This window comes from Nitrosopumilus sp. (assembly GCF_025698945.1).
Lineage (GTDB): Archaea > Thermoproteota > Nitrososphaeria > Nitrososphaerales > Nitrosopumilaceae > Nitrosopumilus.
Genome location: NZ_JAILWM010000003.1, coordinates 20,074 through 42,733, shown reverse-complemented (window position 1 = coordinate 42,733; position 22,660 = coordinate 20,074). Strand labels below are relative to the sequence as shown.

General features: G+C 34.8%; 30 protein-coding genes and 2 tRNA genes. 12 read left to right on the top strand and 20 right to left on the bottom strand.

What is annotated here, in order from left to right; all coding sequences use genetic code 11:
* Window positions 1-22: 22 nt before the first annotated feature.
* The 6 genes from K5790_RS06960 to K5790_RS06935 all read right to left on the bottom strand — a co-directional run bounded on the left by K5790_RS06960 (window position 23) and on the right by K5790_RS06935 (window position 2,884).
* Window positions 23-253, bottom strand: a complete 231-nt coding sequence (locus tag K5790_RS06960; RefSeq protein ID WP_297593641.1) for a thioredoxin family protein — start codon at window positions 251-253, stop codon at window positions 23-25.
* Complete coding sequence (locus K5790_RS06955) at window positions 250-387, bottom strand: YHS domain-containing protein (RefSeq protein ID WP_297593639.1); 138 nt, start codon at window positions 385-387, stop codon at window positions 250-252. Before K5790_RS06955 ends, K5790_RS06960 begins: the two co-directional genes overlap by 4 nt.
* Window positions 384-1,370, bottom strand: a complete 987-nt coding sequence (locus tag K5790_RS06950; protein ID WP_297593637.1) for a cytochrome c biogenesis protein CcdA — start codon at window positions 1,368-1,370, stop codon at window positions 384-386. The genes K5790_RS06955 and K5790_RS06950 overlap by 4 nt, the downstream gene beginning before the upstream one ends.
* A 59-nt stretch (window positions 1,371-1,429) precedes the next feature.
* Window positions 1,430-1,789: a DUF6659 family protein gene (locus K5790_RS06945; RefSeq protein WP_297593635.1), complete on the bottom strand. Its 360-nt coding sequence runs from the start codon at window positions 1,787-1,789 to the stop codon at window positions 1,430-1,432.
* Between the two features lie 67 nt (window positions 1,790-1,856).
* Window positions 1,857-2,657, bottom strand: coding sequence for a transcriptional regulator (locus K5790_RS06940; protein ID WP_297593633.1), 801 nt, complete (start codon window positions 2,655-2,657; stop codon window positions 1,857-1,859).
* A 62-nt stretch (window positions 2,658-2,719) separates the two neighbouring features.
* Window positions 2,720-2,884 carry a hypothetical protein gene (locus tag K5790_RS06935; protein ID WP_297593631.1) on the bottom strand — a complete coding sequence of 55 codons (165 nt, stop codon included), beginning with the start codon at window positions 2,882-2,884 and terminating at the stop codon, window positions 2,720-2,722.
* 106 nt (window positions 2,885-2,990) lie between these two features.
* Here K5790_RS06935 and K5790_RS06930 point away from each other — a divergent pair, with 106 nt between their 5' ends.
* Complete coding sequence (locus tag K5790_RS06930) at window positions 2,991-3,140, top strand: hypothetical protein (RefSeq protein ID WP_297593629.1); 150 nt, start codon at window positions 2,991-2,993, stop codon at window positions 3,138-3,140.
* 180 nt (window positions 3,141-3,320) lie between these two features.
* Here K5790_RS06930 and K5790_RS06925 read toward each other — a convergent pair whose 3' ends face one another.
* Window positions 3,321-3,611: a hypothetical protein gene (locus K5790_RS06925; RefSeq protein ID WP_297593627.1), complete on the bottom strand. Its 291-nt coding sequence runs from the start codon at window positions 3,609-3,611 to the stop codon at window positions 3,321-3,323.
* A 308-nt stretch (window positions 3,612-3,919) separates the two neighbouring features.
* Between K5790_RS06925 and K5790_RS06920 the strand changes: the two genes are divergently transcribed.
* Window positions 3,920-4,945 carry a hypothetical protein gene (locus K5790_RS06920; protein ID WP_297593625.1) on the top strand — a complete coding sequence of 342 codons (1,026 nt, stop codon included), beginning with the start codon at window positions 3,920-3,922 and terminating at the stop codon, window positions 4,943-4,945.
* A 361-nt stretch (window positions 4,946-5,306) separates the two neighbouring features.
* Here the strand turns inward: K5790_RS06920 and K5790_RS06915 are convergent, their stop codons facing one another.
* Entirely contained in the window at window positions 5,307-7,097 is a 1,791-nt protein-coding gene (locus K5790_RS06915) for a VWA domain-containing protein (protein ID WP_297593624.1), read from the bottom strand.
* A gap of 129 nt (window positions 7,098-7,226) precedes the next feature.
* Window positions 7,227-7,301: transfer RNA gene (locus K5790_RS06910), tRNA-Val, on the bottom strand.
* Window positions 7,302-7,381: 80 nt separating this feature from the next.
* On the opposite strand from K5790_RS06910, the gene K5790_RS06905 reads away from it, so the two are divergent.
* A complete protein-coding gene (locus tag K5790_RS06905; RefSeq protein ID WP_297593623.1) occupies window positions 7,382-8,407 on the top strand; it encodes a glycosyltransferase in 1,026 nt (341 codons plus the stop codon).
* Between the two features lie 30 nt (window positions 8,408-8,437).
* A complete protein-coding gene (locus K5790_RS06900; protein WP_297593622.1) occupies window positions 8,438-9,853 on the top strand; it encodes an aspartate kinase in 1,416 nt (471 codons plus the stop codon).
* A 149-nt stretch (window positions 9,854-10,002) separates the two neighbouring features.
* Here K5790_RS06900 and K5790_RS06895 read toward each other — a convergent pair whose 3' ends face one another.
* Window positions 10,003-10,209 (bottom strand): hypothetical protein, encoded by a 207-nt coding sequence (locus K5790_RS06895; protein ID WP_297593621.1) that lies wholly within the window; start codon window positions 10,207-10,209, stop codon window positions 10,003-10,005.
* 99 nt (window positions 10,210-10,308) lie between these two features.
* On the opposite strand from K5790_RS06895, the gene K5790_RS06890 reads away from it, so the two are divergent.
* The 3 genes from K5790_RS06890 to K5790_RS06880 are packed head-to-tail and all read left to right on the top strand — an operon-like array spanning window position 10,309 to window position 12,017.
* Complete coding sequence (locus K5790_RS06890) at window positions 10,309-11,223, top strand: branched-chain amino acid transaminase (protein WP_297593620.1); 915 nt, start codon at window positions 10,309-10,311, stop codon at window positions 11,221-11,223.
* 39 nt (window positions 11,224-11,262) lie between these two features.
* A complete protein-coding gene (locus tag K5790_RS06885) occupies window positions 11,263-11,424 on the top strand; it encodes a hypothetical protein (RefSeq protein ID WP_297593619.1) in 162 nt (53 codons plus the stop codon).
* A gap of 38 nt (window positions 11,425-11,462) precedes the next feature.
* Window positions 11,463-12,017: a class I SAM-dependent methyltransferase gene (locus K5790_RS06880; protein ID WP_297593617.1), complete on the top strand. Its 555-nt coding sequence runs from the start codon at window positions 11,463-11,465 to the stop codon at window positions 12,015-12,017.
* A gap of 3 nt (window positions 12,018-12,020) precedes the next feature.
* Here K5790_RS06880 and K5790_RS06875 read toward each other — a convergent pair whose 3' ends face one another.
* Entirely contained in the window at window positions 12,021-13,817 is a 1,797-nt protein-coding gene (locus tag K5790_RS06875; protein WP_367182872.1) for a sensor histidine kinase, read from the bottom strand.
* Between the two features lie 194 nt (window positions 13,818-14,011).
* On the opposite strand from K5790_RS06875, the gene K5790_RS06870 reads away from it, so the two are divergent.
* Window positions 14,012-14,365: a response regulator gene (locus K5790_RS06870; protein WP_297593615.1), complete on the top strand. Its 354-nt coding sequence runs from the start codon at window positions 14,012-14,014 to the stop codon at window positions 14,363-14,365.
* 44 nt (window positions 14,366-14,409) lie between these two features.
* On the opposite strand, the gene K5790_RS06865 is transcribed toward K5790_RS06870, so the two are convergent.
* Window positions 14,410-14,483, bottom strand: a tRNA-Lys gene (locus tag K5790_RS06865).
* A gap of 59 nt (window positions 14,484-14,542) precedes the next feature.
* On the bottom strand, window positions 14,543-15,145 hold the full coding sequence (locus tag K5790_RS06860) for an SRPBCC family protein (RefSeq protein WP_297593614.1): 603 nt from the start codon (window positions 15,143-15,145) through the stop codon (window positions 14,543-14,545).
* 96 nt (window positions 15,146-15,241) lie between these two features.
* On the opposite strand from K5790_RS06860, the gene K5790_RS06855 reads away from it, so the two are divergent.
* Window positions 15,242-15,760, top strand: coding sequence for a hypothetical protein (locus K5790_RS06855; protein ID WP_297593613.1), 519 nt, complete (start codon window positions 15,242-15,244; stop codon window positions 15,758-15,760).
* On the opposite strand, the gene K5790_RS06850 is transcribed toward K5790_RS06855, so the two are convergent.
* The 6 genes from K5790_RS06850 to K5790_RS06825 are packed head-to-tail and all read right to left on the bottom strand — an operon-like array spanning window position 15,750 to window position 20,131.
* Window positions 15,750-16,193: a COX15/CtaA family protein gene (locus K5790_RS06850; RefSeq protein WP_297593612.1), complete on the bottom strand. Its 444-nt coding sequence runs from the start codon at window positions 16,191-16,193 to the stop codon at window positions 15,750-15,752. The two genes, K5790_RS06855 and K5790_RS06850, sit on opposite strands and share 11 nt — an antisense overlap.
* A 12-nt stretch (window positions 16,194-16,205) precedes the next feature.
* The gene (locus K5790_RS06845; RefSeq protein WP_297593611.1) at window positions 16,206-17,171 is read right to left on the bottom strand and encodes a plastocyanin/azurin family copper-binding protein; all 966 of its coding nucleotides are present in this window, start codon (window positions 17,169-17,171) and stop codon (window positions 16,206-16,208) included.
* 12 nt (window positions 17,172-17,183) lie between these two features.
* A complete protein-coding gene (locus tag K5790_RS06840; RefSeq protein ID WP_297593609.1) occupies window positions 17,184-18,710 on the bottom strand; it encodes a cbb3-type cytochrome c oxidase subunit I in 1,527 nt (508 codons plus the stop codon).
* 49 nt (window positions 18,711-18,759) lie between these two features.
* Entirely contained in the window at window positions 18,760-19,188 is a 429-nt protein-coding gene (locus K5790_RS06835) for a hypothetical protein (RefSeq protein ID WP_297593607.1), read from the bottom strand.
* A gap of 2 nt (window positions 19,189-19,190) precedes the next feature.
* Window positions 19,191-19,451 carry a heme transporter CcmC gene (locus K5790_RS06830; RefSeq protein ID WP_297593605.1) on the bottom strand — a complete coding sequence of 87 codons (261 nt, stop codon included), beginning with the start codon at window positions 19,449-19,451 and terminating at the stop codon, window positions 19,191-19,193.
* Window positions 19,452-19,507: 56 nt separating this feature from the next.
* A complete protein-coding gene (locus K5790_RS06825; RefSeq protein ID WP_297593603.1) occupies window positions 19,508-20,131 on the bottom strand; it encodes a histidine phosphatase family protein in 624 nt (207 codons plus the stop codon).
* Between the two features lie 50 nt (window positions 20,132-20,181).
* Here K5790_RS06825 and npdG point away from each other — a divergent pair, with 50 nt between their 5' ends.
* From npdG to K5790_RS06810, 3 genes are read left to right on the top strand one after another with little or no spacing between them, the layout of a single operon-like run.
* Window positions 20,182-20,853 carry an NADPH-dependent F420 reductase gene (gene npdG, locus K5790_RS06820; protein WP_297593601.1) on the top strand — a complete coding sequence of 224 codons (672 nt, stop codon included), beginning with the start codon at window positions 20,182-20,184 and terminating at the stop codon, window positions 20,851-20,853.
* Between the two features lie 19 nt (window positions 20,854-20,872).
* The gene (locus K5790_RS06815) at window positions 20,873-21,106 is read left to right on the top strand and encodes a hypothetical protein (RefSeq protein WP_297593599.1); all 234 of its coding nucleotides are present in this window, start codon (window positions 20,873-20,875) and stop codon (window positions 21,104-21,106) included.
* On the top strand, window positions 21,090-21,491 hold the full coding sequence (locus K5790_RS06810) for a pyridoxamine 5'-phosphate oxidase family protein (RefSeq protein WP_297593597.1): 402 nt from the start codon (window positions 21,090-21,092) through the stop codon (window positions 21,489-21,491). The genes K5790_RS06815 and K5790_RS06810 overlap by 17 nt, the downstream gene beginning before the upstream one ends.
* On the opposite strand, the gene K5790_RS06805 is transcribed toward K5790_RS06810, so the two are convergent.
* Complete coding sequence (locus K5790_RS06805) at window positions 21,475-22,656, bottom strand: aminotransferase class I/II-fold pyridoxal phosphate-dependent enzyme (protein ID WP_297593595.1); 1,182 nt, start codon at window positions 22,654-22,656, stop codon at window positions 21,475-21,477. The two genes, K5790_RS06810 and K5790_RS06805, sit on opposite strands and share 17 nt — an antisense overlap.
* Window positions 22,657-22,660 lie beyond the last annotated feature (4 nt).

Genomic DNA, 22,660 nt, shown 5'->3' with positions numbered 1-22,660 from the left:
GATTTTTGCAGAGTAAAAAACATTACCTGTTATGGAAAAGTTTCTTTTCAAGTTCTTCAAGTTTTGGAATACCTGTAAACTCTAATTTCTCATTAATCACCAATCCAGGCGCTGTAAATATAGGATATTTTTCTAGAAATTCTGGTTTTTCTGTAACATCAATTAATTCAAAAGACACTCCAAGTTTTTTTAACATTTTTTCTAAAACATTGCAATTAGAACATCCAGGAGTGGTCAGAACTTGTACTTTCATTTCTCTGAAAATTGTTCCGGATTCTTCTCAAAGGCCCATCTACATGAGGCACAACAGAAACGATATTCCTTACCATCATGTATTAACGATTCTCCTTTCTCTCCTACATCCATTCCACAAACAGGATCCTTCATGATGTAATCTTTCTCCGTTTAGTAAAATACCATACTATTGGGAATATAATTAATGCTCCAAATAATATTGGAACAAACTCTTCGGATATCCAAATTTTATAATCATGAGTATGCTGACTTATATGAAATTCAGGTGGAAGCGAAGTCATGGATACTAGATTGTTCCATGCAATGTGTATCATGGTACTCTCATACCATTCATGACCTCCAGGAATTCCTTGAATAATTAAAAATGCACCTAAAATTATTAGCATCCAACCAGTAATTTTTTCAATGTTTTCTCTATTTGTGGTTATTACTTTTGTGTAATTTATTCCAAGAATTGCAAGAACTGATAGTAAAATTAGTGGAATTGCTCTTCCCACACCATGGACTGCACCAAGACTTGCTCCAATTTCTATACTACCAGTACTTGCAACATAAATTAAAAGCCAATAAAACATTGGGTTTGGACATCCAACTCCAGCATTACCTAAAAGCAGTCCCATGAAAAATGATTTTGAATAGTCTCCGCGATTCTGAATAAATTTTGGAGTACCAGAATATGTTGGCAGTTTTAATTCAAAGATTTTCAACTGTGATAATCCAAAAATAAAAGCTGCAATACCTGCAATCAAAAACATGTAAATTGAAATTTGATCTAGATTTGTAGATTCGCCTAATGCGCCAATTCCTATACCATAAAGTGCAATAGTAATTGTCAATCCTGCTCCAAACAATAATGCCATTGAAAGGCCCTTCTTTCCTCCTTTTCCCATACTAAGTGGAATTATGATAAAGACTAGAGGAAGTGTACATGGTAGAATAATCATAGATAGCCCAGCAAGATATGCTATAATCAACCAAGAAGGATACGATAATTCATGACCTGCGCCAATAGCAATTTCATTAGTGGCATAAAATATTCCACCAATAAAGATTAGTGAAAACATTACAAATAGAGCAAAAATTAGTAATTTTTTTGGTGCTAGTTGTACTGACATGTCAATAATGGCGGTATCAAATATTTAATCCGAGATCAAATAGAAATTTTAGACAGTTACTATTGATTTTCATAGTAAAGTTTGATTACTTGATCAACTACAACTTTAGTTTCGGCATCTTTTGCAGTACTGACTAGAAGTAAAAAATCATCACCTAGATAAAATGAGAATCGTTTGATGTTTTCATAATCAGATAACGTGTAGATTGTTTTTCCAAGATATTTCGCCATCTCTTTTCTTGATTTCCAATCAAGAATTGATTGATTAACCAATTGATTCTCTGCATGATCAGAGAGCATACTTTTTACACCATCTCTCATTCCACCAGCTACCTTTTCAGCCCATTCATCATAGACTGCTGCAAATCTAATCTTAGGATCCTTTGCTAGAATCTCAGAGCAGAACTTTTCATAGTCCATTAGGAATTACTAAATTTCAAAGTAATTAGAGTTTTATTTTTCAGATTATCAGTATTTAGGAATAAAATTACTCTTTTAGCTTGCTTTCCAAAAACACATCAGAGCCATACCAGCAATATCTGAAATAATCCAAACACCATTCATGAAACATTGAATCATCAGAGTAAAACATCTCACTAAGATCTGCTTCACCATCAGTGTTTGGAAACATGATGCAAACTTCTTTTTCATTCATCACTAGCATTGTTTGAACATTTTTTGCCATCTTTCTCTCAATTAATCCCTTCTCCACAAGTTTATCATATCCAAGTTTTTTTAACAAAGCCTTTCTTCCTTTTGGAACAATAGATGATTCAGAGAAAATGTAATTGAATTTGATTCCCTTTTTTACTTGTTTTACAAGAGGTTCAATCAAGTCAAGTGGAACTTCAGCTAGTATCTCATAGATGTATTCCTTGGAGTTTTTGTAGACAGTCTTCCACTGTTCTAGAACTTTTGAGAATCCTTTGATGTGTTGATTAACTGCAAGTTGACCACAACGCATCTGAAATTTCTGAGGAACGTCTCCAAAGTTATGCTCTTCAAAGTATTTTCTGTTCTGCAACAAAAATACTAGCGATGGAACTTGTGTGCAAACAGTTTGTCCAAAGGTAGTCAGAGAATAGGTACCATTAACATTCTTTTTTATCAATCCACTCTCTTCTAATCTAACAAAATTTCTATGAACTTCTTGTTTTGTTGCCTTGATCTCTTTTGCAAAAGCAGTTGGTGTCAGATTTTTGCTTAAGAGTCCAAATAGAATGTTTAATCTTTGAGGGCTTGCAAGCTCCAAAACATAATCTGCAGTCTCATCAATTAAGTCTGTCAACAAGATGTACCGGTGGTTTTTACTAAAAAACTAGTGGAAAATAAGCTAAAACTAAGAAATCACTAGGCTATGCTCATCTTTGGCTTGTCATATGCACACAATGAGTGAATTTGAACCTCAGTCTGTGTTTGGCATTTTCTGCATTCAAATTGCGTGCTCTGATCACATACAAGACAATTCTTTATTGGCTCAAGCTCTGATCCACATTTTCTACATGAGGTATTCATGAATATGGTATGTTTTTTTGTATCATTAACCCCAGTCAACAAATTAGCTTACCAGTCATTTAGGGATTTTACCAAATTTGATGAATTACTGTGAGTATTACTAATCATGAACACAAAACAAATCTCAACATGGGATAAAATGGTACATGCCCCATTCAAGAAGGTCGTAAAGTTTGATCTTATTTGTATGGCAATTGGTGCTGTAATTGGAATGGGTGCTGGTGCATATTTTGTTGCTAGCGGTTTACTAGGCTAGCAACAAAAAATTTTTTTATAATTAATCAAATTTCAGGATTTTGCTGATTCAAGCGTAAAGACGGTAGGATAACTAAATAGGAATTTTTTTTATGGTGTTTGACAATTTTTTACATATTATGAGTTCCAAATGGAACAAATTGATCATTTCTGGGGAAAAAGGATGAAGATAGGAAAAAAATTATCCTAGTTTGTATAGATTTTTGAGAATCTGTTTTGCATTGTATTGTTCAACTATTTTCTTGTATGTCTTTACTTCTTCTTTCTTTACATTTCCAAATGCATCATGCTTTAGAGTGTGTGGATCATTGAATGGTATCTTATCTTTTGTTTTAATACCATATGATTTTGCTTTGAGTTTTTCATCACTTAGTTGTGCTTTAGTTGGATATGCATAGACGTCTTGCAAAACAGGAGTAATCATTCCTGCAGCCAAGATTGTCATTACAGATATTGCCATGATTGTTTTCATTATTATCAAATACACCTCCTCTTAATTTGATAAGTAAAATTTCTCAAAGGGTTATCGATATCGGAGAATCCCATAATATCATCAAAATTCATTTGACCTCTAGATAGAAAAGAGGTTTGATTCTCTCTTCTAACTAGAGTTGATTGCAGGAATGACTTTTGGACGATTTTGCACTGGGTAGCAGTTTGCATAATTAATCAACAGGAAAAAAATATTTGGCTATAACGGACAGTTTGTGGTATGCTTTTTGAAAATGAATTTTGATTAGTTTTTGATCTTTTTTATAAGGTATGAAAAATCATAGCATAATGACAAAAATAATACTTTTAGCAATTTTCACAGTTGCTGTATTACTTACAGGTACAATTGCCGCCCCAATGGGATTAATTGGTTCTGCAGATGCTCTAAAAAGCAAAGGAACTTCATCAAGTGTAATTAACTCAAAAAAGGTCTGCGGTGATAGACTCTGTTCTGAACCTCAAAAAGAAGTGAAATCTGAGGTAAAAAAGAAAGAAGAGGTAAAATCTGAAAAGAAAACAGAATCTGCTGAAAAAGCTAAAGAAGTACCAAAGAAAGACGCAAAAGCTGAAACAATGGAGAAAGCTAAACAAGAAGCCCAATTAAAAGTACCAAAGACTGTAAATGGTATTATCACATCAGTACAAGATCCTGGTCAAGGGCATGAGAATCATCAACTTGCAATAATTCTTCCCCCAAGTGAGAACACTTATCGTGGATTCATTACATATACTGCATCTGAAAATGTTCAGCTTGTAGCACTGCATGGTCCACTGAAAAAAGGAATGGATAAAGGACAAGCAATTTGGTCTACTGATGGTAAAACAAAGTTTGGTTTAACATTTGTAGATAGAGAAACTTCTTCAGGTGTATGGCAGTTCTCAGGAAATGCAATAGCACTTCATACAAAGAACACTGAGCCATTCACTGTAAGCTACTCTGTAACATACACTGAGCATTCTACTTCAGGTGAGAGAGTGGTAAAAGGAACTATGACATCAAAACAAGATCCTGGTGTTGGACATGAAACTCATCAACTTGCAGTTCTGTTAGGGCCTAATGAGAAATCATATGCAGGACATCTGACATACGATGCATCTGAGCCTGTTCAAATTGTTACATTACTCGGACCAATGTCAAAAGCTCAGCTAATGGGACTTCCATATTGGACTCCTGATGGAGAAACATATTATGCTCTAATATTGGTACCATCAAAGGCTGCTGGCTCTACAATGTTCTCAGGAAATGCTTTGGCACTTCATACAATGAACTCAGAACCATTCACTGTAAGCTACTCCATAGTACTTACAAAATAATTTCTTTTTTATTTTTAATTCATATTATTGATTTCCTGGAACTTCAATCCAAAAAGGAATTTTATCAAGAGATAATCTATCAATAATTTCCAGGCTATTTGTATCAATTACAACAATTTCATCAGTCTGTGTTGGTCTTCAACCACCAATTGGGATCATAAATCAACAAAGGCCTGAACCATTTTTGAAAGTTCCACTGGCAACACATATAACAAAAGTCAAGAATTTGCGTCTAATTTTATTCCTAAAAAAGTGGGCCCACGGGGATTCACCTACTGTTTTGGGGATTAAAATGGACGCATTTAGGCGTGAAATGATCTTTGAAATTGTTTTTCTAAAAATTCAAAAAAAGAAAAAAAGGTTATGGGATTTGTGTCGAGTCGTATGTTGCACCATCATTGAAAGGAATATCCTTCTTGTCATGTGGTACACCAACTAGAACTTGACCAGTACAACTACCTCCATGACCATCATCAGCTATTACTGAAATGGTGTAAACTCTTCCGTTTTCATTACCAGAACGTTCTGCTCTCAATTTTACTGACAACATATCATCATCAGAAAATTCTGCATCAGGTGCAGTATCACCAGAACCGGTACCGTCAACTGGTTCATCTTGGAATATGCTTGAGATCATTACAAGTACTGAATCACCATCCACATCTGTAGTACTCATATTGACAGTAACATCACTGAATTTATGATTTGGTGGCCACAGTGACACAACAGAAGCTGTTGCATCATCACATGTTGGTGGATCATTTACTGCAATTACCTCAATATCAACAGTAGCTAGAATACTAGTAAGAGTTCCATCATTTACAGTAAAAGTAAATGAATCAAAACCCCAAAAGTTCTCATCTGGAGTATACTTTACTTGTCCGGTATTTGCATTGAAATCAGATAGTGTTCCAAACATTGGATTTGTATCGATCGTAAATGTTAACACATCACCATTTGGGTCACTTCCTGTAAGTACAATGTCTTTTGGTGTGTCTTCATCTATAGAAACAAACTGTGGATCTGCAATTGGTGCTCCATTGACATTAATGGTTGTCTGAACAAGAGGAGATGAACCAGGTGTACTATCTGCACTTACAAAAGTAATTTCAGAATTGGTTAGATCATTTACATCAAGATTGTCTCCGATTTGATTAGACTGAACATCAAATGAAACTGTAAATGTTTCACCTTCTTCTAATAATCCATCAGTGTCACCAACATCAGTTTTAGAACCAATATCATTCCAGACAAGTTGAACTTGACCACCAACTAAAGTGGTTTGTGAATCTGGACTTGGCACAATAGTTGAATGGTTAACAATATACTCATTGGTCGTTTCTACAAGTGAAACTTGTGAAGGTGCATTGTTAACAACAACATCTTCAAGAATGGTATCAATAAGTGCCTGTAGTTCTGCAAAATTAGGACTCAGGAATACTCTTGAAGGATCTCCAGCGATAGTTAGGAGTTCAGATTGGTCCACACCATTACCTATACCTATTGCAACATTTACAGAACCAAGATTAGCTAAGCTTTGTACTTGTTGATTAAGAAATGTCGAAGGATTTGAGATAGGTCTGTTGTTTTGACCATCAGTCAAGACTATTGTGATTGGAACATTACCAGGAATTCCATTAGCTGTAAACTCATCTACTGCTCTTTCAAGACCACATCCAATGCATGTGAATCCCCCTTGAGAGGTCATACCATTGAGTGCATTAAGAAGAGTAGTTTTATCATCAGTTAAAGATACAAGAACTCTAGAAAGTTTTCCATCAGTGCTTGAAATTGAATTTCCAGAGAACAATGCAACCCCCATTTGAGTATTGGTGTTAGTGAAATCAAATGCATTTACAAGTGCTATTGCAAAGTTTCTCATTTGGTTAAACTCATTTGAGTCTAAGCTTCCAGATTCATCTAAGACCAACATAATGTCTCCATCTATCTCATTGATAGTTTCTCCACCAAAACCAGTAACGGTAATAGTGATTGTAGTGGTTTCATCAATTCCAGAACCTAACACATTGATATCAATAGGGTTTGCAGTTTTTGTTACAGAAAAATCATTTTGTGCAAATGAAAGTCCTGTTGTACTTCCAAGTAAGAGTACTGCGATCATTACGGTAGTTATTTGCGTTGTTTTAGTCATTAAGAGTATGAAATGATGAAATTAATTAAATGTAATTTATTTGCAGTAAAGTGTAATGCGATCAATGTTACAAATTGAGTAATTCTAAGCATAAAAATCACTAAAAAGTATTACTTTATGAAGTTAATATGGGCCCACGGGGATTTGAACCCCGGATCTTCGCCGTGTAAGGGCGACGTCATAACCGACCTGGACTATGAGCCCAGAAACCTACCTTTCTAAAAACCATTTAAACTTTGAGACAAGTCAGAATCTAGAAATTTGATTAAATTTCAAAGAAATTCATGAATGCTTTGAATTTTTTTTCTAGTCCAATTGGATTAGGTCATGTAACAAGAGATATTGCAATTGTAAATAATTTCCAAAACATTTCAATAAATTTTGTTACAGGTAGTGGAGCTGCTAAAATTTTAAAGAATTTAGATTTTAATGTACAAGACGTATACAATCCACCAGATTTTATTATTAATAATGGAACACTGCAAAGTACAGCAAAGTGGTTGTGGAATTATTATCAATACTATAAAGACTGCAAAAGCACTTCTCAAAAGATTCTAGAGCATGACAAACCGGATTTGGTAGTTAGTGACGAGGATTTTGCATCCCTAAGCAATGCACAACATAAAAAAATTCCAACTGTTCTAATCACAGATATTTTAGAGACTAGATTCACCAAAGGATTAGCATCGCTAATTGAGAAAAAGATGAACAAATCAATGAGAGATTTAATCAAAAAATGCGACATAGTTATTCTTCCAGAAGTTGGTGATAATCATGATAATATCAGAAGAGTCGGACCAATAGTTAGACAAACAAATTCAACAAGAGAACAATTAAGAGAAAAGTTCTCATTTGTAAAAAAAACAATTCTCATATCTATTGGTGGAACAAGTTCAGGAATTTTTCTCATACAAAAAGCCCTAGATGCAATCTCAAAGATCAATCAAGATTTTGAAATTATTCTAGTAGCAGGTCCTGCCGTTAGTAGAAAATTTGAAAATGTACGAAATGAAGGATTTGTAAATAACCTACATGAATACATCTATGCTGCAGATGTTTTGATATCTCTTGCAGGAAAATCAACCATAGATGAGGCCAGATATTATGGAACACCCTCAATATTCATTCCAATAAAGGGTCATTTTGAGCAAGAAGACAATGCAAAAGAACAAGGATTTGTCTTTGAGGATATAAACAGACTAGACTCTTTAATTTTAGAAAAACTTGAAGAAAAAAGAAATCAGATCAATACAAATGGTGCAGAAAAAACAGCTCATATCATTTCAGAGATAATCCAATCAAATGCTTAATAGAAGGCCATAAAGCTTTGAAAAAATACCATGACTAAGTTAGTAGTTGCAAAGTTTGGAGGAAGTGCTATTGGCCCAAACGGAACATCAATTCCAGAAATTGTATCTAGAATTAATGATTTAAAAAAAGACTCCAAAGTAATTGCGGTGTTTTCTGCACCACTAACTATCATTGATGGAAAAAAGCGCTCACTAACTGATGTTATAATAAAACAAGGGCAAAATGCTGAGAATGGTATCACACCATCATTAGATGATGTCAAGGCAACATATCAGAAAATTCTAGAAATGGTAAATGCTGAGAACATAAGCCAGTGCAAAAAAACAGTTGAATCATATCTACAAAATGCACAAAAGGCACTTGATGAGGCATTATCAAACAAAGAATTTGCTGACGAGGTACGCTCAAGGGCATTAGCATTCTCTGGTGAGATATTGATGTCTCATGTTATGAACTACATTCTAAGAAGCAATGGCAGAAAGAGTGATGCTGTAAGTTTTGAGGATTGGCCAATTATTACGGATAACAACATAGAATCAACGAATTTTAAAATTTCTGAATCACGTGAGAAGATTGGCAAGATGGCAGAAATGGTTGAGAATAACGAGGTGGTTACAATTGGAGGATTTATCGGAAAGACAGTAGATAATGTTACGACTACATATGAGCGTGGAGGCTCTGATAGAACAGCAGCTGATCTTGGAATATTATTTTACAAAAAATATCAAACAAGCATAGACTTTGAGAAGGATAGCTCAGTAGTATCAGCTGATCCAAAGATAGTAGAGTCAGGATTAACCGAAGTTGAGCAGCTCTCATACAATGAGGCAAGACTAGCTGGGATGTTTGGAATGAAAATCCTAGATCCAATTGCTATCAAAGAGATAGTTGAAAACGGAGTAGACATGCCAATTACGATTACAAATATGAAAGATCCATCAAAGACTACAACAATTAAGAGAGTCTTAGATGAGCAAAAGGGTCATCCAATTAAGATCGTTACAGGAAAAGAGAATTGCGCAATATTTAGAATTGAAACTAATTGCATTCAAAGACTACTTACATCACTTGAGAAAGATAAGAGATACAGCGAGTTTATCATACTATCACCATTTGCAAAAGACGGAATAGATTTCTCAAGAATTCTATTTCTTGATGGAGAATATGTAAAGAGAAATGAAAAATATCTCCTAGGTTTTGATTCTCTAGCTACAATTACCTACAACAGAGGAGTAATTACATTAATTGGTGATGAGATGTGGAGAGTTCAGCAGGTTGCATCAAGGACTAGTGCAAAGATTGGCCAAGCTGGATTAAACATACTAAACATGGATGCACAAGAAGAGACATCAAGAATAATTATCGTAGTAGAAGATACTAATGACAACATTAGAAAAGCAATCAGTGCAGTACACAAAGAAGTTTTAGAGATTAATTTTATTTAGGATAAGTGTGGTTTTACCGGTTTTCACCAGTATCACCACTAAGGGTTTGTTCTTGGACCGTTATCTAGATTTAGTCCGGGCGTTACCCAAAACACGCGATATTATATGTTAGAATTTCTAGTATTTAGACCTGATCTATATAGATCATTTTACATACGCTCAGCTGCGTACCACAAAACAATTCCAACTCCAAGTAATGCGTACCACTTGAGATTCTTCTTATTCATAAAAATATTAGCTGAGGCTAGCTCATCGTCTTTGTATGTTGACTTTCGAATCTTTCTCATCTCAAAAGCCTGTCCAACCAAGCCTACAACTAGTAATGCAATTGCTACAAAGCCTAATATCCATTCCATGTTAGAATTTCCCATTCATCAGTTATTTACTTTACAAATCATCCAAGATATTCCTGCAAAAGATAATTCTTTAAATTAGCATGTTTTTTTTCCTCTCCTATGAAGGAGATTGGTAAAATTTGGATGAATGGAAAACTAGTACCATTCAAAGATGCCAAAGTTCACGTATTGACACATGCATTACATTATTCCACATCAATCTTTGAAGGAATTAGATGTTACAATACTCCAAAAGGATCAGTTATTTTCAGATTACCAGAACATGTGGACAGATTCTTCAAGTCTGCAAAATTATATTCAATGAAAATGCAATTTACAAAAAAACAAATTTCAGATGCAATAATTAAAACCGTAAAGACAAGTGGTCTCAAAGAGTGTTACATCAGACCACTAGCATATTATGGATATGGAACAATGGGTCTTACTCCTACAGAGAATAAAGTAGATGTCTCCATTGCATGTTGGGAATGGAAAATGGGAGAATCAAAGGCAGGAAAGTTCTCTGGTGCAAAATGCAAAGTTTCAAGTTGGATCAAAATTGATTCAAGATCTCAACCAATGCAAGCAAAAGCTGCATCAAACTATGCTAATGCAGCACTTGCAAGAATGGAGGCATTAGAGAATGGGTATGATGAGGCAATTATGTTAAACTCACATGGAAAGATCGCAGAAGGAAGTGCAGAAAATATCTTTGTTGTAAAAGATGACATTATTCAAACACCACCTCTATCAGCTGGAGGACTAGAGGGAATTACAAGAGACAGTATAATCCAATTAATAGAAGAAAATGGTGGCTTTGTAATTGAACGAGACTTGGAACGAGATGATCTCTATACAGCAGATGAGATTTTCATGACGGGAACTGCAGCTGAGGTAAAATCAGTGACTCAAGTTGACAAGGTAAAGATTGGAACAGGAAATATGGGAAATATAACAAAGCAACTACAAAAATCATTTACAGATGTAGTAATGGCAAAAGATGAAAGATTCTTGCCATGGTTGACATTTGTCTAATTCACGAAGTTTTTTACCTCCAAATAACGATAATTATTCATGGACTCTTGTGCAACAGGGGATACAGAGGAGATCTGCTGGTTTTGCAGAAAAGGCAGACATGATGAGTGTATGAAAGAGATTCCAACCCAAGGAAAATCAGATGGCCCACACGATTGTACATTTGATACAAAGCTTGTGCCATGCAAATGTACGCACTAAACATCTAATATCAAATACATCTATAATCAAAATATCTTATGACTTACAACAAAGAATTTTGGGACAAGTATACAAATGCAAATGAAGAAAGATATAATGAAGAATTTGCAAAATTTACAAAAGATTTAGCAGTATCACTTCGATGCATTAGTGTTTTAGAGATTGGATGTGGAACAGGAATAGATCTAAGATTATTTCCTGATTCTTTTGATGTAAATGGAATAGATCTAAATGAGAACGCGTTAGAAATTGCAAGAGAAAAGCAACCAAATGCAACTTTTAGAATTGGAAATATTGCAGAGTTGCCATTTGAAGATTCATCAATAGATTTTGTTTTTACACACCAGTTATTGAATTATCTTGACGATGAGACTCTAAAGAAAGGAGTTTCAGAGATGCATAGAGTTGCAAGAAAATACATTATGAATTGTGAAAAATTTGAAGAATCAGAAAAACAAATTGACGAGTTCCATAAATTTCGTAATATGAAACAGAGGTGGCTTGATTATAACGTAAAAATTGTTAGCAATGTGGATATGCATGAGGAAATTGATCCCGATAAGAGTAGATTCACCTTATTAAGAAAATTATAGAATTTAGGTTGTTTTAGGTTTTGGAATTGATACTGAAAGAGTAGTTGGGATTTTTATTGTAAATGTAGTTGGGTTGTTTGTTACAGATATTTCACCATCATGCTGCTCAACAATATTTTTGCAGCTTGCCAATCCAAGACCAGTTCCCTTTTGTTTTGTGGTAAATAGAGGTTCAAATATTTTTGCCATGTTCTCTTCAGATATTCCTTCCCCAGAATCAATAACCTGAATTATTGCATATTTTTCTTTTTCAGAGATTTTTATGTCAATTTTACCACCTTCATGCATTGCCTGAATCGAATTAATGATGAGATTAATGAATACAGCATCGAGTTTTATTGGATCACAGTTTATCTTTACATCGTTTCCAGAAATATTCAATGTTACATCATCAGGTATGTTAACTTTTTCAGCAGAACTTTGGATCAATTCTTTAACATTAAGTGAGATTAATTTTAACGGAGAATTTCTAACATATTCTAAAACATCATCGACTTGATGAGATATTCTATCAATGCTCTTCTCAATTAAATCAATTCTCTTAGTTACTTTTTCATCAGATATTTTAGTATCAGCAGGATTTTGTTTGAGAAGATCAATTGACATTTTCATTACAGATAATGGATTTCTCAAATCATGTGCTAGACGCCCAGATAATTCACCTATAGCAGATAATCTTTCCGATTTGAGAATTTCATGAGTTTTTTCTTCCACAAGATCCTCAAGATTATCTCTTTGTTCAATTAACTCTTGAGTTCTCATTCTAACTAGACGAGAAAGATTTTTGTTAATTGTAATTACAATTACTGCAAAAACAGCTAACATAGCTACAACTCCAACCATCAAATTTTGAGCAGAGATATCCTCATCTGTTTCTAGAAATATTGCATTAACTAAAGAGATAAGAATCACCATACAAACAATTGCCAAAGTCAACGGAATTCCAAATCTACTAATTGTCTCAAATTGAATATTTTCTGAAAAAAACATTGCCCTATTTTCTTCAGTTGGATTATTTGCAATTTGGAGACGTATATGAAAAGCAAAAATTAGTAAAACAAAGCTATAGACATACATTAGATCAACTGGATGACCATCATAGTAGCTTCCATCTAATTCTGCGAATAAAAAGAAAGTATCAGAGATATTGTATACTATAAATCCAAATAAAATAAGCATCCAAGAAAAGTTTGCTCCTCTTTTAGTTAGAAACATTATTCCAACAATTGCCGGAACAAGCTGAATGGAAGCTAAAATTGGATATGCAAGAGCTATTGATGTTGGAAATAGATCTTCTCCTTCCATATCATCATATGCAGCCATTATAGATGGAATTAAAAATGAAAATGATAATCCGATAGCAAACAGCCAGACAGGTTTTTTGATAGATTTCATTGCAGGCTTTAACGACATGAACAAAAATGCGATCATTAACGGATAAGCGCCAACATAGAAAATATCAGCTTCAGATGGGAATGGTTCTCCTTCCCAAACATGATCATATGCTTGCCAAATTTGTTCAGCAACAAACCAAAATGCTGCCCCTATAGCAAATAGCGCAAAGGCTTTTGCCTGAAAATGTTTTTGTTTAAATAATTTTACTGCAAGAATTGAAGAGTATGCAGTTAGCACTGCAGGAGTAATTGCATATGTAGGAATAGAGATCCACATGAATTCTTCATCATCCAAAAATGGTCTTAGTTGATAAATTGCAGTAAAGATCAGCAAAACAATAACTAAACCAATGAGAATTGATCTATTCTCATTTCCAGAAGTTTTTCTTACAAGATCAGTACGCAATTTCTAAACCTCTTAACATCATATTTTTTATTATTATAGATGGATATATCTTCTCATCAATCTTCAATCGCTTATTGCCTCAAAAATTCTTGACAAAAATAATACATAATCATCAATACGTAATATTTTCTACAGACGGAGTCTTTAATAGGATAGTATGAGAGTATTATTTGGGCATGAAAAGATTGGTACTGGTGGTAGAGGACGATGAGGATTTAATTGGAATTTACAAAGAAATCTTGGAATTACATGAGTTTAATGTTGAAACTGCAATGAATGGTCAAGAAGGCGTTGAAAAATTCAGACAGTCAAAACCATCCCTAGTAATTATGGATGGAGATATGCCAATTCTTGATGGATATGAAGCATTCAAACAAATCAAAGAGATTGACAAAAATGCTAATGTTGTGATTGTAACTGGTTTCTCAGAGTTTGAACCAAAAAATCAAGAAGCAGTCAAACAGGGATTAATCAAAGTAATTTCAAAACCATTAGGTGTTGATGAATTGCTTGTTCTTGCAAAAAAGTATACAGAAGTTAAACACTAGTTTTTTCTCAAAACATTTTAGATTAGTTTGATATTATTTTTAAGCGGGTCTAGAGGGATTCGGACCCTCGACAACCGGATTAAGAGTCCGGTGCGCTACCTGGCTGCGCCATAGACCCACCAACGGAGCTATGCCCAGAGTTGTTATTAATCTTAAGATTATAAAATAAAAGAAAATCTAGTTTTGTGCTTTAGCTTCGATTTCGCTGTATTTTTCTAAGATTGCAGTAAGTGCAGTTGAAACTGGAACATCATTCATCTTTTTCTTTTCAGCTAAAAGTTTTTGGTATGCATCTAGTGTGATGTAAACTGGAATTGAACCATTGCCTTCTAGTAACCCTCTAACGTTGTAAAGAGCAGTCTCCATTCCTTTCTCAGCTGATTTTGCAAACTTTGCTTTATCTAAGATTGCACCTAGTGGGCCAAATGGCATCTCATAATCTACGGACATTGTTACTCTGGTAAGATTACCACCTAATGCCTTGAATTCATTTGTGATTTGCCATTTCTTAAATGGACCCTCAATTTGTTTTGCAGAAATCTTTTCGTTTCTAACAAATTCAGTTGTCTCACAATCCCACTCTAATCGTTTACCACTAAAGTCACCGATAATTCTAAAGGTTGTACCTACGCCCATTCCTTCCTTAATATCCATAGGAACGACAGTCATGCCTACAGCATCAGATTTTATCTGGTCAGAAACGTGTTCTGGTCTTGCAAAATAAGTAAATACATTCTCGACAGGTGTTTTAATATCGATTGATTTTGAAACGAGTGTCAACGTTTCTGTGTCTTGCCAATTAGGATTTAAAGGTTTTGAAGATTTTCCAAAGGAAATTGATTTACAATATATTCATCGAAAATCAACATTATTGAGATGACAAAAAAGCGATCAATATTTCTGATCTTGTTTTTGCTACTATTGATTCCATTATTTCATGATGTATATGCTCATTCAATGTTTAATTCAGCTGAAGAGTTCTATGCAGGGTATAGAGTTCAGGTAGCTACTGCTCCAGAATTTCCACAGATTGGCGAGCCATCACAATTTTTGGTAAGAGTCACTGATTCAGATTTTAAAGAAGTTGACAGATTTACAATGGGAATCAGAGTTTTTTTCAATGAACAACAAGTAGATACAATTCCACCAAAATCAATTGAAGGTGGTCATTGGGATTTTGATTATGTGTGGAGAAATCAAGGAAACCATATTGTAAAGATAGATTTGTATGATATGGGAGGAAAGTCAGGAGTTTTAACTTATACATTTAACATGGGAACTCAAAGTCCATTTGGAATGATTTTCATTGCAGCAATTACAGTAGGTGCTCTATGTTTTGGAGGAATGATGATATACATTTACCTACCAAAGATGTTTAAAAAATCTAAACTTTAGTCTTTAGAGGAATTCTTGAGATTCTAAATGCAAACAATGTTGTAAGCAACACCATTGCAAATAACCAAATTCCAATTCCCAAATGAACTGCAACTAGTACTGCGTGAAGTTTTGTATCAATGACTAGAGCGCCAAGTGTAATTTGTGTAATTACTAAGGCAGTTGCAAGGGAGCTAGTAATTTTTATTTTCAGATCAGAGTTTTTGTTTATCAAGCTTGCAATCATTGTTGAAACAACTAGTATTCCAGTTGTTGCAGCAGTTGTTCTATGAATCCATTCAATAAGATATTCTTCAGAAGGCATCACACCGTTTGGACATAAAGGCCATTCAGGACAAGTCAATCCAAGTCCAGCTGCTGATATATATCCACCAATAAACATCAATGAATACAAAACTATCATTGTTGCCAGTGCTAAGTATTGGATTGCCAAAATTTTTCGATTCTAGTTAACTGTAATGACACCAGTCATCCAAGGATGTACCATACAAAAATATGGATAGTCACCTGCTTCATCTAATGTTACTGAAAATGTACCACCTGCCATAAACAAACTGCTGTCAAATTTTCCATCAGCACCATCTGCAGGGGTTCCACTGGTTACCGTATGAGCTGCTGTGTCATCATTGGACCAAGTAATTTCCTCACCTGCTGAAACTACAACATGACTTGGAAGATAACATTCGTTTGTTTCATCACAACCAGGAATTCCTGAACCATCTGGAATAGAAATTACTCCATCATATGTTACAGGTACTGATGCTGTAATTTCTTTCATTACTTCTGGTGCTGCAATTTCTTTCATTACTTCTGGTGTTGGTGCGGTCTCTACTAGATCTTCAACTGAAGCACCTCCAACAACGATTCTACCAACCATTCCTTGTTCTCTATGACCAGGAACTGTACAAATGTAATAGTATACTCCTTCTTCACCCGCAATAAATTTAGATTCTCCACCTTCTCCTGGTTTTAATGGATTAGAGGGTGCTGCAATTTCACTTCCTGGAATAATTCCTCCAAACCCTTCATCTGCGGCTGTAACACCAAATGCATGAAATGATTTACCTTCATTAACAACAGAGAAATTAATTTCATCACCAACATCCATTGTAATGGTTGGATTGTGATTTGGTTCACCAGGTAATGCATTAAACGCTAAAGTTCTAAAGTCCGGAGATTCTATAAATGAAAGTTCAACTGGAATATGAACTCCAGTAAAAGCTGCTTGTACATCATGCTCAATGGTTTCACTCATCATTCCCACAACTGGGGCTGGTTGTGAAATCCAATAGTCCCACATTGAAAAGAAGATCACTCCACCAACAATACAGATTCCAAGCATGATTGCCATCATCTTTCCGGTTCTGGTAGTAGTTGTTCTGTAAACTGTTTGGGAATTATCGTGACTCATTTCATTTTTCTCCTAGTGGGATGGGTTCTTTGCCTCAAATGGATAGTAGTACTTGCCTCCAAGACCAAATGGGTCGTGAATGTCTGCAAGTTTTCCTTTTCCAGAACTGTGGATCATGTTTGCTAAGAATATCGCCATGCTTACACCAATAATCATTGCACCTACAGATGCGATTTGGTTCATTGCAATCCATTCTGGGATTGGTGGATAATCAAAAATTCTTCTTGGCATTCCATATAGTCCTAGTACGTGTTGTGTGAAGAATACCAGTACTGTTCCAATAAATGATAAAATAAAGTGAATCTTGCCCATAGTTTCATTGTACATTCTTCCAGTTACATATGGGAACATGTAGTAAAGATAACCAATTGATCCAAATGCAATTGTTCCCATCACAAATAGATGGAAGTGACCAACTACCCAATAGGTATCGTGTGTTGTAAAGTCTAATGGCATTGCACTGTTAACCACACCACCGGCTCCTGCTGAAAAGAATAAAGCAATTCCTCCAACTGACCACATCATTGGGGTTAGGAATTTAATTCTGCCATTCCACATTGTTGCAATAAAGTTAAAGACGTGCATTGCAGATGCTGGAACTGCTGCAAGAGTTCCTACCATAAAGACTGTTTTCTCAGTAAATGACATTCCTGTTGCATACATATGATGAGCCCATGATGAGAATCCTACAATAGATAACAATACAAATGCAAATACTCCAGAGTTGTAGCTAAAGATTGGTTTTCTTGAGAATCTTGGAATTATCTCATACATCATACCAATTGCTGGAATTACCAAAACATACACTTCAGGATGGAATGTAAACCAGAATAGGTGAGCATATGCAATTGGATCTCCACCCATTGCAGGATTGAAGAACCCACTAACTCCAAGTCTATCTGTAAGTAGCATGAGTAGTGCTGCTGCAAATGTTGGAATTGCAACAATGATAATCAAAGATGATGATAAAAATGACCAAGCTAATAATGGCACTTGTCCAATGGACATGTCTGGATGTTTACATTTGAGAATAGTTACTATAAAATTAATTGCGCCAAGTACTGATGAAATTCCTAAAATCTTTAGTCCAAATATCCACATGTCAGCAGCAGGACCAGGAGCACTGATAATAGAGTATGGTGGAGTTGCATACCATGTAAAGTCTGCAAAGCCTAACCAGATAAGAGCACCTGCAGGTGGAATCATCCAAAATGCAATTGCATTAAGTTTTGGATATGCCATGTCTTTGTATCTGACCATGATTGGAACGTAATAGTTTCCAACTGCAGATGCAAATGGAATGATAAACAAAAAGATCAAAGTAGTTCCATGAACTGTAAAGATTCTGTTAAAGGTCATAGAATCTGCAATGATTTGTGATCCTGGCAAGAACAGTTCTGCTCTGATTGCTAGTGCAAGAGTTCCACCTAAGAATAAGAATGCTAGTGATGTAATTAGATATAGTAAACCAACATCAGTGTGGTGTGTTGAGAACATAATTTGCCAGATTGGTCGTGGCTTTTGTAATTCTAGAACCATTAGTTAATCTCCTCACAAAAAGCAATTGAGAGTTGTGATAAAAGCGTTATCAACTGTGATCCTCCACATAGAGTGTTCCACGCATGTTATAGTGAATTAAACCACAATACTCTCTGCATTGAATGTCATGAACACCTGGTGCATCTGGTGCAAACCAAACTGTGTTTACTCTACCAGGAATTGCATCCATTAAAACAACATAATCATGAATGTTAAAAGAGTGATTGACATCTTTTGACATTACTTCAAATTTGTATGCCTTGCCAACTTCAACATGTAGCTCACCAATCTCTTTTGTTCCATCCTCATGTTCAAAAGTCCAGAACCATTGTTGGCCTGTTACTTTGATTACTTCAGCATCTTCAGGAACATGTTCAACTAATCTTTCTGCTTCCCAAGCTTCTGCACCAACCCAAGTCATTAATGCAATAACTACTGCAACGTAAATCCATTCAGGCCAATTTGAGTGTCCACCCATGTCTACCAGTCAGTCCCCTCATATGGTGTTGGTTTTGCTTTTGGATGGGATTCACGGAATCTCCATACAAGCCAGATAATTGTTCCAGAAACTACTGCACCCACAGTAAAAGCCACTGTCATCATTCTAAAAAACAAATTCCAAATGATAACTCTACGATCAAGGTATTCGCCTGGTTCATCACCTGCTGCAAATACAGAATCTAAAGCTGGAATTAATACTAAAACTGCCAATACTAAGAATAATCCTACAATACCCTTCATTAGCGATTGACTGACGTGGTCAATAATTTCTATTTAAGGGTTTTCAAGATTATTAGCTACCAACCTTGATCGAATCTTGACGGATGCATTACGTTAAGTCCTGAAAGGGAGAACTTTCGTTCTTTTTCTCTGAAGATGTTAAGTGATGCATTTGCAATGATTAATTCAAAGAGATTTGTCGGTGATAGATCAACTATTGTAGATATCATTGCTTTGATTGGATCCATGTGTGTAACAAGTAGTACATTTTCATCGGGATGTTTTTCAACTACATGATCAACTATTCCTAAAACTCGCTTTTTGACTTCAGCGAAGGTCTCAACACCATTATGAGCAATTTCTAGCTCACCATTATAGAATTTCATAAAGACATTTCCATGGCTGTTAAAAATTTCATCATATGGCATTCCGGTAAATTTTCCCATATCAAGTTCAATTAGTCTTTCATCAATTTTAACATCAATTGAATTATGTTTTCCAACAATTTCAGCAGTGTGTTTTGCTCTCTGAATTGGACTGGAATAAATTGCAGAGATATTCATGTGTTTAACTAATTCAGCAGTATGCTCTGCTTGTTGAATTCCAGTTTCAGTTAATGGTATACCATCTGTTCTTCCAGCTAAAATTCTTTCAGTATTATTTTTGGCCTGACCGTGCCTTAGAAAAATGATCTGTCCCAACTTGATCGAAATTCAAATAGAGATAATAATAAGATTGTCAGATAGATATCATGAAAGTTGGAATAATTGGCGGAACAGGTGGAATGGGTAAAGGATTTGCACTTAGATGGTCTCAAAATCATGATGTTATTATTGGATCTAGAGATGCTGCAAGAGCATCTGAATCAGCAGCAGAATATACAAATCTTGCAAAAGAAGCATTTGGAAAAATAAATGGAAGTGTAACTGGAAATGATAATGTTTCAGTTGCAAAACAAAGTGATGTTTTAATTTTATCAATTCCATATGAGAATATTGATTCAGTATGCTCAGGAATTTTACCAGAAGTTAGTGATAGTTGTGTTGTTGTATCTCCAATAGTTCCAATGATAAAGACAGATGTTGGCTTTGAATGTGTAGCAATTAAAGATAACAAACCATTCTCATACAAGCTTGTATCAAACCACATGAAAGACAAATCAAAACTAGTATCAGCATTTCATGTAATTTCTGAGAAAAAGCTAGTGAATCCTACACTAGAATTAGATTATGATATTTTTGTTTGTGGTGATGATAAAGATTCAGTTGCCAAAGTAAACACTTTGATTGATGAAATTAAGGGTTTAAGATCAATTTACTTGGGACCAATTGAGTTGTCTTATCTTGCTGAAATGTCCACACCATTATTGCTAAATGCAATGATTCAAAACAAGATAAAAAATCCTGGAATCAAAATTATCTAAGTCTGTATTTTCATTTATCATGAGTCACGAATATTATAGACGGGGCAAGAATTGGTTTACAGCAATAGGTGTTTTGTTTTGTGTAATGGCCAGCATAGTAATTATTCAGCAGTTATTGGTTTGGGGGATTGATTTTTTTGAGGAATTTTTGTTTAATGGAGAAATTACAAATGAAAAAGTCTCAATGGCAATGCTTGCATTTGGGTTATTTATGATAGCATTAGGATTTAGAAAGCATGAACAAAAAAGATGAATTTTTAAAATCACAAAAAGTATTGCGTCTTGCAACAGTCGGCAAAGACAAAACTCCACATATTGTGCCTGTTTGGTATTTGTATAGTACAAAAAGGTTCTATGTAGGAACAAATTCTAAGACAACAAAGGCAAAAAATGCAAAAAAATCAAAGAGAGTAGCATTTTGTATTGATGTTGGAATCAATGCACCTGATATCTATGGTGTCATGGGTCAAGGAGATGCAAAATTAATTTTAGAAAACTCTAAGGTAAAAAGAATTGCAAAAAAAATACTTGCAAGATACTTTGATTCTCTAGAGAATAAATCAGCAAAAGAGTTACTAGATGATACTGATTGTATCATAGAGATTACTCCAACAAAGTATTCTATTTGGAATTACTAACAAAGTCTTCAATTTTATTCATTGCTGAATCTAAAACTTGTAGACTTGGAAGATACACCAATCTAAAATGTCCACTTCCATATTTTTCTCCAAATCCAGACCCGTGAACTGTCAGTACACCTTTTGATTCTAATAAATTGGTGACAAATTCTTTGTCTGTTCCAAATTTTTTGTCTTCAATCTTTGGAAATGCATAAAATGCACCTTTTGGATTAGGACAAGACAGTCCTGGAATGTCATTGAGACGTTTAACAACCAAGTCTCTTCGCTTTTTTACCTCTGATACAAAGTCATGAATGTAGTCTTGTGGGCCACGAAGCGATTCCAAGGCAGCATATTGAACAGGCAAACTAGTTGCAATTCTTACTCTAGCTAGTTTTGGAAGATTCTCACGTAGCGCATCTAGTTGTGGAGATTGATTAAATGCAATGTATCCAATTCTCCAGCCAGACATTAGATGGACTTTTGAGAAACCATTCAAAACAATTACAGGTGAATCTCCTGCAACTTTACCAATACCTACAAATTTCTCATCAAAAATTATTTGATCATAAATCTCATCACAAATAATGTATAGATTATTTTGATTTGCAATATCAACTAATTGCTTTAGTGATTTTTCATTAAATACAACACCTGTAGGATTGTTAGGACTAATCAAACAAATTGCAACAGTTTTTGGAGTAATCTTTGATTTAATATCCTCAATGTCAGGAGTTGAATTATTCAAATCAACTGCAAACTCTACAGGAATTCCACCGTGTAGTCGAACGTATGAGGCATATGGTGGATAGTATGGACCTGGAAGTAGTACCTCGTCGCCTTCTTCAACAATTGAGGATATTACCATGTCTAGTCCTTCAGAGACTCCGTTTGTAACTAAAATCTCGTCAGCCCCAATTGAGAGTCCTTTAGAATTTTCTTTTTTTGCAATCTCTTGACGTAATTCAAGTAATCCTTCAGAGGATGAATAATAATTTTCACCGTTATTGATTGCATCAATCAAAGCTTGTCGTACATTATCAGGTGGTTGAAATCCAAATTGTACAGGATCACCAATATTTAGATAATCAACTTGCATTCCTTTTTGTTGAACTTTTCTTGCAGCAAGAACAATATCTCTAATTGCATACTCTACACCTGCTACTTTTTTTGATACTTTCAAAGTA